The organism is Blastopirellula sediminis (assembly GCF_020966755.1).
Lineage (GTDB): Bacteria > Planctomycetota > Planctomycetia > Pirellulales > Pirellulaceae > Blastopirellula > Blastopirellula sediminis.
In genome coordinates, this window is the sequence record NZ_JAJKFT010000004.1 from 1,705,043 (window position 1) to 1,716,986 (window position 11,944).

An 11,944-nucleotide genomic window follows, 5' to 3' on the forward strand; every position below is an offset into this window, starting at 1 on the left:
CTTTGTAGGGGGTAGCGGCGAAATGACCAGCCCAATTCCCCGGAAGTCGTAAGTTCCCTGCAATTTCGGACTTTGGTCTGGTCATTCCAATTTTCTCATCTACAAAGCCAACGGTAAACGTTAGAAACGGTGACAAGCGGGAGTCGGACGTGAGAATCGCAATCATTGGCTCCGGAATTTCCGGCCTGGTGTCTGCCCGATTGCTCTCTTACGAGCATGATGTCGTCGTTTTCGAAGGGGACGATCGGATCGGCGGCCATACGAATACCGTCGCCGCCCACTGGGCGGGTGAGACCTGGCCGATCGACGCCGGGTTCATCGTCTACAACGAGCGAACCTATCCCAACTTCACCCGCATCCTGGCCGACCTGCAAGTTGCGACCGCGCCGACCACGATGAGCTTTAGCGTCCGCTGCGATCAGACCGGGCTCGAGTACAACGGCGGTTCGCTTAATGGGGTGTTCGCTCAGCGGTGGAATCTGCTCCGGCCGCAGTTTTTGCGGATGATGGCTGACATCCTTCGTTTCAACCGCGAAGGGGAGCGGGATTTAACGAGCGTTCCGGCCGAACAAACGGTCGGCGAGTACCTGGCCGAGAAGGGCTACTCGCCGCAGTTCGGCGAAAAGTACTTGCTGCCGATGGGCGCTGCGATCTGGTCTTGCCCGCTGGGAGACTTCGCCCAGTTTCCGATTCGGTTCATTCTCGAGTTCTACGTGAACCACGGGCTGTTGAGTTTGACCGATCGACCGACATGGCGGGTGATCGAGGGAGGATCGCAGCAATACGTCGATCGTTTGGCGGCGCCATTTCGGTCGCAGATTCGCTTGAACTGCCCAGTGCAGTCCGTACGCCGTTCGAGCGAAGACGTGTTGGTGATTCATGCGGCTGGAAGCGAACGGTTCGACGAAGTGGTGTTCGCGTGTCATGCCGATCAGGCGCTGAAGATGCTGGCCGACCCCGATGACGTCGAGCGAGAGATGCTCTCGGCCTTTCCCTATTACGCCAGCAAGGCTTGCCTGCACACCGACGAATCGGTGTTGCCGCGCAGTCGCCGCGCCTGGGCGGCCTGGAACTATCACATTCCGGCCCACGACGCGACCCGTCCGACGCTCACCTACAACATGAACATCTTGCAGCATATCGACTCGCGGCATACCTACTGCGTGACGCTGAATGAAGAGGAGTCGATCGATCCGGCCAAGGTGATCGCCCGGTTTAACTACTCCCATCCTTTGTTCACGACCCGCCGCGCCGAAGTGCAACACCGCCATCAAGAACTGATCCGGCATCGTCACACGTCGTACTGCGGCGCTTATTGGCGAAATGGCTTTCATGAGGATGGGGTCATTAGCGCTTTGGCCGTTTGCCGCCGTTTTGCGATTGGGGATTGGTCGCTCGGTCCGCGTCGTCCGTATGTTCTTGACGCTGCGAAGGAGTCGCGTCACGCTGAGACCTCGCTGGCGGGAGAACATGCGTGATTCGGCAGGTTGAACGACAACAGGAAGGGAGTGATCCGGAGGTTTCCACGACGCTGCAATCGGAGCGCTTAGCGGTCAAATCCCGCAAGTCTTGCTTGTACGTCGGCACGGTTCGCCATCGACGCTTCGCGCCGGTCGAGCATCATTTTCGCCGCCCGCTTTACATGGTTTCGATCGACTTGGCGGAAGTGGAATCGACGTTTCGCGTTCCCTTTCTCTGGTCGACCGGGCGGTGGAGTCTCTTTCGCTTTTGTCGCGCCGACTACTTGGGGCCGGCCGATCGGCCGCTGGCCGATTGCGTGCGTGAAGCGGTGGCGGAGAAGCTGGGACGACAGATTGATGGTCCGATTCGTCTCCTCACGCAGATTCGTTGCTGCGGCTTCGCGTTCAATCCAATTTCCCTCTATTACTGCTTCGACGCCGAGAAGCAGTTGCGGGCGATCGTTGCGGATGTCACCAACACCCCCTGGGGAGAACGTCACTGCTACGCCATTCCGGTCGACGGAGCCGATCGGATCACGCATTACGCAAGTCCGAAAGAGTTTCACGTCTCTCCCTTTATGCCGATGGAGATGGAGTATCGCTGGCGCGTGTCGCAGCCGGACGATCGCTTGACCGTGCAGATCGACAATCTGCGGGGAGAAGAGCGAGTCTTCGACGCTTCGCTCGATCTCTCGCGGCGCGAGTTGTCGTTTTGGAACGTCTTTAAGGTGGCAGTTCGCCTTCCGCTGATGTCAGTGCAAATTGTCGCCGCAATTTACTGGCACGCGCTGCTGCTTTGGTGGAAGAAGACGCCGTATTTTCCGCATCCGCCGACCCATCATCAGACCTCCCCCAACGATCCGACCCCCTCTTCGCTCGTACCATAAATCCTTGAAGGAACATCGATGAGCTCTAGCACCCTACTTTCCCCAGAGACGAGCGCTCGGCCGCTTGCGCTGGAAACTCCGGAGACCGCGGCGCCCCGGCGAAGCTGGCTGCAGGAAATGTCACGGCGGAAGCTGCTTCGCTGGTTGGACGAAGTCGCAGGAGGAGAGATTCGCTATAGCGACGCCAGTGAGACGAAAGAATTCGGCCGGCGGTCGCCCGATCAACTGCGGTCCGATTGGATCGTGAGCGACGACCGCTTTTTCTCGCGTCTGGCGACCGGCGGAAGCGTCGGGATTGCGGAAGCGTATCTGCAAGGGGAATGGCGGAGCGATGACCTGACGGCGCTGTTGCAGATCCTCTGTCGCAACATGGACCGCACAACCGTAGCGGATAGCGGGTTTGCGACGCTGGCCGGCTGGGGACGCCGGCTGCTCCATTACTTCGATCGAAATACCCGCGACGGTAGTCGCCGCAATATCGCCGCCCATTACGATCTAAGCAACGACTTCTTTTCGCTCTTCCTCGACGCAACCTGGATGTATTCGTCCGCCTATTTTGAGTCGGACGAGATGTCGCTGGAGGAAGCGTCGATCGCCAAACTGCAGCGGATCTGCGACAAACTGGAGCTGAAGCCGAACGATAGCCTGCTCGAAATCGGAACCGGCTGGGGGGGATTCGCCCTGCATGCGGCGCAGCAGGGAGTACGCGACATCACGACGACCACCATTTCGCAAATGCAGAGGGAGAAAGCGCAGGAGCGCTTTCAACGGGCCGGCGTCGCCGATCGAATCCATCTCCTCAACGCCGACTATCGCGACCTGACCGGCCAGTACGACAAGATCGTCTCGATCGAAATGGTCGAAGCGGTGGGCGAAAAGTTCTTGGACGATTACTTCCGGCAGTGCGCTCGATTGCTGAAGCCGGGGGGCCGTTTGGTGCTGCAAGCGATCGTGATGCCGGAGCAGCGGTACGACTCGTATCGGCGTTCGGTCGACTTCATTCAAGCTTACATCTTCCCCGGCGGATTTTTGCCGTCGGTTGCGGCGATGCAAGCGTCGATCGGTCGCACCTCCAACTTGCGGCTGCAGGGGCTAGAGGATATTTCGTCGCATTACGCCACGACGCTCTGGCATTGGCGACAGCGGTTTTTCGATTCTTTGGAAGAAGTGAAGCAGCTCGGTTTTGACGAACGATTCATTCGGATGTGGGAGTATTACCTGTGTTACTGCGAAGCGGCGTTTCGGGAGAAAGCGGTGAGAGTTGTCCAGATTGCGTGGGACAAGCCGAATTACTAGAGAACTCCCGCCGTAGCTCTTGGTTCGGTCTGCTGCTCGACGCAGCTGAGAATGGACGTTTGCCGGACGCGTTGATCCGGTTCGGCGTCCGTCGATTGCTTAATGAAGGGATTGAGCAGCGGAGTCTGCGCTGCAATGAACATGCGCTTGAGAACTTTTTGCGCGCTGCGCAAGCGGCGCCGATCGCCGTCGTCCCGCAGAAGGCGAACGAGCAACACTATGAAGTGCCAGCTAGTTTTTTTCAGAAGGTGCTCGGCGACCGGTTGAAGTATAGCTGCGGCTACTGGTCGCCTCAGACGCGATCTCTGAAGGAAGCGGAAGAGGTGGCCCTGCGAATCACTTGCGAACATGCGCAGCTGATGGACGGGATGGACGTGTTGGAGCTGGGCTGCGGTTGGGGATCGCTCTCGCTTTGGATGGCGCAAAAGTATCCAAACAGCCGGATTACGTCGGTTTCCAACTCGAACTCGCAGCGAGAGTTCATCCAGGCGCGAGCGGAGAAGCTCGGCCTCAGCAACTTGACGGTAATCACGGCCGACATGAACGACTTCGCCCCGACGCAAACGTTCGATCGAGTCGTGTCGGTCGAGATGTTCGAGCACATGCGGAATCATCGCGAGTTGATGCGGCGGATCAACGATTGGTTGCGCCCTGGTGGGAAACTGTTTGTACACATTTTCTGCCAGCACGAGCCCCCCTACTTATTCCAGTCGGAAGGAGAAGCCAACTGGATGGGACGCTACTTTTTTTCCGGCGGGATGATGCCGAGCGTCGACCTGTTGCCGAAGTGCGGGTCGCCGCTACAGCTGGAATCGCACTGGACTTGGAACGGCAGTCACTACGCGAAAACATGCCGCGCTTGGCTGAAGAATCAGGATGCGGCGAAGCAGGAGATCCGCAAGCTCTTCGCCGAAATTTATGGCTCCAAAGAGGCGAATCGCTGGCATAACCGGTGGCGGATGTTCTTTATTGCGTGCGAAGAGTTGTTCGCCTATCGGGGCGGCCAACAGTGGTTCGTCTCTCACTATTTGTTCCAACGATGTCCCCTGAACTAACCGACGTATTATTCCGCTCGGCAAGCGTCATCGCCGGGTTCATGGCGCTTGTTTGGGCGGTTAGCTTGTGGCGCAAAGATGCGAGCGTCGTTGACGTTGCGTGGGGCTTGGGATTCGTCCTGGTCGCATGGACCGCGTACTTCGGAAGCTCGGAGCGGAATAGCTTCGGCTTACTATTGCCGATCCTTACGACGATTTGGGGCGTTCGTCTTAGCGGCTATCTCTTCTGGCGAAATCATGGTCACGGTGAAGACTATCGCTACCGCGAAATGCGCGACTATTGGGGCGCCTCGTTTCCCTGGGTAAGCTTGCTGACCGTCTTTGGTCTGCAGGGATTGGTGATGTGGACCGTCTCGCTGCCGCTGCAGGCTGGGATCGCTTGTGCCGATCGCAGTGTTCTATGGCTGACGATTGTCGGCGTGCTGCTGTGGGGAGCGGGGCTCTTTTTTGAAGCGGTAGGAGATTGGCAGTTGGCTCGTTTCCGTGCGACGCGAACGAGTGAGAATGCAGTGCTCGACACCGGACTATGGCGCTACACGCGCCATCCGAATTACTTCGGCGACTTTCTGGTTTGGTGGGGCTTCTACCTGGTCGCCGTTGCGCAAAGCGGCGCGTGGTGGACCGCGATCGGACCGGCGGCGATGTCGGTCTTTCTGATGAGGGTTTCCGGCGTCACGCTTTTGGAGAAGTCTCTCTCCATAAAAAAGCCGGGCTACGCAGATTACGTAGCCCGGACCAATGCGTTCTTTCCTGGATTGCCGAAAGGCAAGTAGGAGCGTTTACTTCTCGACCGTCAGCTTACGGCGGTAAATCTTCGTGCCGTGAGCGATGTAGAGCGTGCTGTGGTCTTTGCCGGCCAGCATACAGGTGGTCAGCGGCTGACCCTTGTCGACCTTTGGCAGGACGCCGCAAGGACGGCAGGTCGGATCAAAGACTTGGACCCCCAGATCGCTGGTGACGTAGTAGCGGCCCGCCTTGTCGATCGCCATGCCGTCGCCGCGCGAGGAAGCGACGTACGGGGGAGCTTCGTTAAACTTGAATTCTCCCTTCGGATCGATCGCCAATCGCATCGGCATGGTCGACTGTTTCGCGTCGAGTACGCCGCCTGGATTGACGCGGAAGGTCCAAGTGTGGTCGCCGCCGTAATCGGAAACGGCCAGCGTGCCGCCGTCATTGGAAAGGGCGATGCCGTTCGGTTTCGAGATCCCGACGTCGACCGGGGTCACTTCGCCCGTTTCCGGATTGATGCGGGTGACCTGCTTCGCGCCGGTCTCGGTGATCAGGATGAACCCGTCCTTGGTGACGGCCAGGTCGTTTGGTTTGACCCCTTCGGCGACGGTTTTGATTTCGCCGCTCTTCAGGTTGATCGAGATGACCCGGTTCTTGGAGCCTTGGCAGCCATACAGGACGGTCCCTTCGGGGTTGAACTCCAAGCCGCTGACCGATTCTTGGGCGATTTCGGTTTGCGAGCCATCGGCGGCGCTGATGCGGACGATCGAAGGCGCCTTCATGTCGCAGTAGTAAAGGTTTCCTTCTTTGTCGGCGCACAGGGCGTCGGCAAAGCCCAGGTTCTCGGCGACCAGTTCCCAGCCTTCGCCGGGGACCAGCAGGTTGAGAAGGGTGAAATCGCTACCAAGGTCATCCTTGGTGTTGATTTCCGGCGTGTACGCTTCCTTGCGCCAGAGCCATTTCATGGCGTCGGGGAAGTGAGCGCCGCCGAAGTCGCTGTTGTGGGCGTACCCTTCGGCCCAGTCGAAGCGATGGTCGTAACCCATGTACTTCAGCGCCGACGACATCCGCTGGTTGGCCCAGGGCCAGCTGCCGAAGGCGTTGTCGACGTCGCCGCTGGTGTCGGCCATGTAAACGCGAATCGGCTTTTGCTCGGTCTTGCGAACGAGGGACGGGTAAACGTTGCCGCCGCGGAGATTGGTGAAGCTGCCGACGCTGGAGTAAACCTTGCGGAAGACGTCGTCACGTTCCCATGCCGCGGTAAACGCACAGATCGCGCCGGAGCTGGAACCGCCGATCGCGTGCAGGTTGGGATCGTCGGTGATATTGTACTGCTTGCGGACTTCAGGAAGGATTTCTTCGGTCAGGAAGGTGACGTAACGATCGCCGAGGCTATCGTATTCGTAGCCGCGGTTCGAGAACTTGCCGTTCTTCGCCTCTTTCGTTTTGTCCTGACCCGGATTGATGAAGACCGCAATGGTCGGCGGCATGTCGCCGCGAGCGATCAGATTGTCAAAGACGGTCGGCACGCGCCAGCGACCCTTCACGTCGCGCATCTTTTCGCCATCCTGGAAGACCATGAGCGCGGCAGGCTCGTCCGCTTTGTACTGCGCCGGAACGTAGATCGACCAGTCGCGCACCGTACCGGGGAAAATCTTCGACTCCCACGGCTTCATCTGGTGGACCGTTCCTTGCGGAACTCCTTCCTGGAGGATGGCGTCAGGATGCGGTTCCCATTGCGGCTTCGTATTGACGATCGGCACGTTGGTCGACTCGGCGTTGTCGTCCCAGAGCCACTTCAGCGCTTCGGGCAACACTTCGCCGGCCCATTTGCCGCTATGTCCACCGTCGGTGAAGACCAGCTTGTAGGGATAGCCGGCGAACTGCAAAGCGGCCGCCATGTCATGGTTCCCCAGCGGCCAGCTGCCATGCAGATTGCTGAGGTCGTTGACGCCGTCCTGGAGATAAACCTTCAAACCCTTCGGGTTGTCCTTGGTTTTGCGGATAAGACCGGGATAGGCCCACCCGCCGCGGATGTTGGTGTAGCTGCCGATGTTGCTCAGGACTTTGCCGAACTGGTCGGGACGTTCCCACGCGACGGTGAAGGCGCAGATGCCGCCTGACGAGCCGCCGCTGACGGCGCGCTGCGCCGGATCGGTCGAAACGTTCAACCCTTTCAAAGCGACCGGCAGGAATTCGTCGATCAGGAAGGTGGCGTATCGGTCGCCCATAGAGTCGTATTCGTACGAGCGATTGCTGAGAGGCTTGCCGCCGGGGATGGTCGGCGGAATCGTGCCGGGATTGACGAAGACGGCAATCGTGACCGGCATCGCCTTCTGATGAATCAAGTTGTCGAAGACGACCGGAACGCGGTAAGCCCCTTTCGGATTGGCGAAGCCGCCGCCGTCCATGAAGACCATCAGCGCGGCGGGCTGATTCGGATCGTACTGCGCCGGGACGTAGACGCTGTAATCGCGCACGGTACCGGGGAAGATTTTGCTCTCTTCAAACTTGCCAGAGGTGATTTTCCCTTGCGGCACGCCGGGCTGAACGACGCGATCGGGACTCTCTTCGGCCTGCGCTGGAACGGCCAGCGGCGCCAAGGCCAGGCAAGCGAACAGGAAACGTTGAAACGGGCGGTGCATGAGGCGACTCCGAACTCGGTATTCGTTCACGGGACAATGCATTCGCACTGCGGCAGGCGGGGGAGCGGGACTGCTCGAAAGGAATGCGGGGGGAAAGGAAATGGGGTGCGTGGGGTTTTAGTCTAACTGAGCGGAAGCGGCGTGGCGACTGCCGGGGGACCAACGGGACCTATTTTCGGCAGACATCCCGAAAAAGAAATGCCAATTTTGCCCCCATAATGCCGCGGAAACTGTCTACCATCGGTCCCTGGTCCGGCACGAAAAATCGGGACGCTCAGCGTTTTGTCAGCGAACTATTGTGCGCTATAATTGAAGCCAGAATTGACAACTTGACGGGTCAGCAGGGAAAGCGGCTTACTATGTTGGAAATCTTCGAGGCGATTACCAGGCGTCTGGTCGAGTCATGGAAGTCGGACGAGCCTTCCGGGCGCCGCAACGTGTTCCGTTGCCGCTGTGAACGGCCGGTCTATTTCTACAACAGCTTTTGCTTGGGCTGTAAGACGCCGCTTGGCTATGAGCCGGAGATGCTTCAGGTGTTGGCGATGTCGCCGGCGCCTAAGGGGGACGCGTGGATTGTCGATGGTCAGAAAGATGACAGCGTCTTGTGGAAGCGGTGCGAGAACTTTCATTCTCCGGCCGGCTGCAATTGGTTAGTCCGGGCTGACGAAGAAGAGACGCTCTGTCGTTCTTGTCGACTGAACAATACGATTCCCGACCTCGACGTCGAGGAAAACGGGCTCTGGTGGCGCAAGATTGAAAATGCGAAACGTCGCCTGGTCGCGCAGCTGCTGCAGCTTGGTTTGCCGGTCGCCTCGAAGGTAAGCGAGGATAAGGAGAAAGGAGTCATGTTCGACTTTCTCCGTTCGCCGGAGAAGGGGCCGCGCGTCATGACGGGGCACGCCAGCGGCTTGATCACGCTGAACATCGAAGAAGCGGACGACTCGATTCGGGAGAAGACCCGGCACCAAATGCGCGAGCCGTATCGGACGCTGCTGGGACATTTTCGCCACGAGATTGGCCACTACTACTGGGATCGACTGGTCGACGAAACGCCGTGGCTGGAAAAGTTTCGCGAACTCTTCGGCGATGAACGGGAAAGCTACGCGGGCGCCCTTAAGCGAAACTATGAACATGGTCCGCCAGCCAACTGGGCCGACAAGCATATTAGCGCGTATGCTTCAGTCCATCCGTGGGAAGATTGGGCCGAGACCTGGGCCCATTACCTGCATGTAGTCGACAGTCTCGATACGGCGTTGCGTTTCGGCTTGCATGGCGACGAAGTGGAGCAGGCGGTCGAGCCGTTTACGGTCGATGATCTCTACGATCCGAAGGATCCCGACGCCAAGCGAGTGATTTTGCTCATCAACTCGTGGGTTCAGCTGACGACGGTGATTAACGAGCTGGCCCGCAGCATGGGCCAGCAAGACTTCTATCCGTTCGTCATGTCGCGTTCGGTGTTGCGGAAGATGCACTTCATTCAGATCGTCGTCAAAGAGGCTCGCGGCGGGACCTCGCTCCTCGATTGACGTGCGCTACGCGAACGCGATTAATACCACAACCGACCGGGCGTCGACTCGATAGGCGTTTCCTTCATGCGGCGGCGCTTCGTCTTGCGGGACGATATCGTGGGGCGACTCGAGCGAGGTGTCGATCCAGCGAACCCAAGGGGAGACTGGAATCTGCGGCAGCTCGAAGTCGAGCGGCTCCCAGTAGGCGTTTAACATGAGGTGAAAGTAGACCTTGTCTTTGGGGAGTAGCGCGTGCAAAGCAAGGCTGTGCGAATTGTCGCCCCAGTCAGGCTGGTTGATGCGTACCCCATGCCATGACTCGTCAACGTTCAGGAGAAGGTCGAGCAGGCTGACGCGGTTCACGATATGACGATCGGAACGCATCGACCGTTGGGCGCAGAGGAGGCTGAAGAAGCGGTAGACGTCGGCATGCTTCTCGACCTGCGACCAGTCGAACCAACTGATCTCGTTGTCTTGGCAGAAGCCGTTGTTGTTGCCGTTTTGCGTGCGGCGGACCTCATCACCCATGGTGATCATGGGAACCCCCAGCGACAGCATCGTCGCCGTGAGGAAATTCTTGACTTGCTTGTTGCGGAGCCGCTCGATATTCGGATCGTCGGTTGGACCTTCCCAGCCGCAGTTCCAGCTTCGATTGTCGTTGGCGCCGTCCCGGTTTCCTTCGCCGTTGGCCTCGTTGTGCTTGTAGTTGTACGAGACGAGGTCGTTCAGGGTGAACCCATCGTGGCAAGTGACGAAGTTAATGCTTTGCTCCATCTCGCGCCCCTTGTGCCCGTAGATTTCGGGGCTGCCGATCAGGCGATCGGCGACGCGCCGTACCGAGCCGGGCTCGCCGCGGAAGAAATCTCGGACGTCGTCGCGAAACCGCCCGTTCCATTCGCGCCAGGCGTCGCCGACGAAACTGCCGACCTGGTAAAGTCCGGCCGCGTCCCACGCTTCGGCGAAGAGCTTGGTTCCGGCTAGTTCCGGATCGGACTCGATGTCCCATAAGACCGGCGGGTTGGGAAGCGGATAGCCGTGCGGATCGCGGGAAAGAATCGACGCGAGATCAAAGCGAAAGCCGTCGACGTGCATCTCTCGCACCCAATATTTCAGGCTGTCGACGATCATCCGGCGAACGATCGGTTGATTGGCGTTCAGGGTGTTGCCGCAACCGGTATAGTTGCCGTACCATTCGCCCCGTTCCAGGATGTAGTAGACGGGGTTGTCGATGCCGCGGAAGGAGGTGGTGGGACCTCGTTCGTTGCCTTCCGACGTATGGTTGAAGACGACGTCGAGAATGACTTCGATGCCGGCGCGATGGAGCGCCTTGACCATATCGCGGAACTCGTTTAGCGGGCCGATCGGACTTCGATCGGAGCTGTACTGCGCATGAGGGGCGAAAAAGCCAATTGGCGCATAGCCCCAGTAATTCATCTTGCCGATGGGAGCGTCGTACGGATCAAACTGAAAGACCGGCAATAGTTCGACGGCGGTAACGCCAAGCGCTTGGAGGTACGGAATCTTTTCGATAACGCCGGCGTAGGTTCCGCGGATGTCGTCGCTGACGCCGGAGTTGGGATTGGCCGTGAATCCTTTGACGTGCATCTCGTAAATTATGGTCTGCGACGCGGGGCGACAGAGCGGAATATCCCCTTCCCAGTCGTAGCCGCTTTGGTCGACGACGGCGCTCTTCATTGCGGTCGCCGCATTGTCTCCAGGCCGACCGGCGGCGCTCCGGTCATAACCTTCAGGCACGACGACAGCTCTTCCATAAGGATCGAGCAAGACCTTTTCCGGATCAAAACGAAGTCCGCGCTGCGGCTCAAAAGGCCCAGAGACGCGGTAGCCGTAGATTTGTCCTGACTTAACGCCGGGAACGAATTGATGCCAATATTGATAGGTGCGATTCTTGCCCGGATCGATCGGAATCACGCGGGAAGGAACTGCGTCGTCTTCGCGATCGAAAAAGACGATGTCGACCCCGGTCGCCGTGCGGGAGAAGAGGCTGAAGTTGACTCCGCCATCAACGACCGTCGCTCCAAGGGGCGCGCTAAGTCCGAATTCTCGCAAGGCGTTCATATTCGCAACCTTCCAAGTGGGATTCGATGAGGGAAGAAACAACGTGGCTGCTCAACTTTACGTCGCATTCCGAGACGCGGTCTGCGCTCTGAGCGATACCAAAGGTCAAATCGCAACACGAAGAGAATCGCAAACGACTACCCCAAAGTAGTCGGCAAAGACGCGCTGCAAGACTTGTGACCAGCGCCGCAAGATAGAGGGTCGAACGACTCACCGCCTGACGCTCCAGGGAATCGATGGATGAGCAATCGTCCCTTCAGGATATGGCGGGGAAATGACCCGGCC

Annotated in this window: 8 protein-coding genes; 6 read left to right on the forward strand and 2 right to left on the reverse strand. The window is 58.7% G+C overall.

The features are described 5' to 3' along the window. Nucleotides 1-149 precede the first annotated feature (149 nt). From LOC68_RS10645 to LOC68_RS10665, 5 genes are read left to right on the forward strand one after another with little or no spacing between them, the layout of a single operon-like run. Complete coding sequence (locus LOC68_RS10645) at nucleotides 150-1,478, forward strand: NAD(P)/FAD-dependent oxidoreductase (RefSeq protein ID WP_315858824.1); 1,329 nt, start codon at nucleotides 150-152, stop codon at nucleotides 1,476-1,478. Continuing rightward, nucleotides 1,475-2,347 carry a DUF1365 domain-containing protein gene (locus LOC68_RS10650; RefSeq protein ID WP_230218346.1) on the forward strand — a complete coding sequence of 291 codons (873 nt, stop codon included), beginning with the start codon at nucleotides 1,475-1,477 and terminating at the stop codon, nucleotides 2,345-2,347. Before LOC68_RS10645 ends, LOC68_RS10650 begins: the two co-directional genes overlap by 4 nt. An 18-nt stretch (nucleotides 2,348-2,365) precedes the next feature. Beyond that, entirely contained in the window at nucleotides 2,366-3,643 is a 1,278-nt protein-coding gene (locus tag LOC68_RS10655) for an SAM-dependent methyltransferase (protein WP_230218348.1), read from the forward strand. Beyond that, nucleotides 3,622-4,698, forward strand: a complete 1,077-nt coding sequence (locus LOC68_RS10660) for an SAM-dependent methyltransferase (RefSeq protein ID WP_230218350.1) — start codon at nucleotides 3,622-3,624, stop codon at nucleotides 4,696-4,698. The genes LOC68_RS10655 and LOC68_RS10660 overlap by 22 nt, the downstream gene beginning before the upstream one ends. Continuing rightward, nucleotides 4,683-5,471 (forward strand): DUF1295 domain-containing protein, encoded by a 789-nt coding sequence (locus LOC68_RS10665; protein ID WP_230218351.1) that lies wholly within the window; start codon nucleotides 4,683-4,685, stop codon nucleotides 5,469-5,471. Before LOC68_RS10660 ends, LOC68_RS10665 begins: the two co-directional genes overlap by 16 nt. 6 nt (nucleotides 5,472-5,477) lie before the next feature. Here LOC68_RS10665 and LOC68_RS10670 read toward each other — a convergent pair whose 3' ends face one another. Then, a complete protein-coding gene (locus tag LOC68_RS10670; protein ID WP_230218352.1) occupies nucleotides 5,478-8,072 on the reverse strand; it encodes an alpha/beta hydrolase-fold protein in 2,595 nt (864 codons plus the stop codon). Nucleotides 8,073-8,431: 359 nt separating this feature from the next. Here LOC68_RS10670 and LOC68_RS10675 point away from each other — a divergent pair, with 359 nt between their 5' ends. Next, complete coding sequence (locus LOC68_RS10675) at nucleotides 8,432-9,598, forward strand: zinc-binding metallopeptidase family protein (RefSeq protein ID WP_230218353.1); 1,167 nt, start codon at nucleotides 8,432-8,434, stop codon at nucleotides 9,596-9,598. Nucleotides 9,599-9,604: 6 nt separating this feature from the next. Here the strand turns inward: LOC68_RS10675 and glgX are convergent, their stop codons facing one another. Further along, nucleotides 9,605-11,659, reverse strand: a complete 2,055-nt coding sequence (gene glgX / locus LOC68_RS10680) for a glycogen debranching protein GlgX (protein ID WP_230218354.1) — start codon at nucleotides 11,657-11,659, stop codon at nucleotides 9,605-9,607. Nucleotides 11,660-11,944 lie beyond the last annotated feature (285 nt).

Coding starts and splice junctions, on each gene's coding strand:
- LOC68_RS10655 (WP_230218348.1), top strand. CDS start 2,366: ATGAGCTCTAGCACCCTACTTTCCCCAGAGACGAGCGCTCGGCCGCTT.
- LOC68_RS10665 (WP_230218351.1), top strand. CDS start 4,683: ATGTCCCCTGAACTAACCGACGTATTATTCCGCTCGGCAAGCGTCATC.
- LOC68_RS10670 (WP_230218352.1), bottom strand. CDS start 8,072: ATGCACCGCCCGTTTCAACGTTTCCTGTTCGCTTGCCTGGCCTTGGCG.
- LOC68_RS10675 (WP_230218353.1), top strand. CDS start 8,432: ATGTTGGAAATCTTCGAGGCGATTACCAGGCGTCTGGTCGAGTCATGG.
- glgX (WP_230218354.1), bottom strand. CDS start 11,659: ATGAACGCCTTGCGAGAATTCGGACTTAGCGCGCCCCTTGGAGCGACG.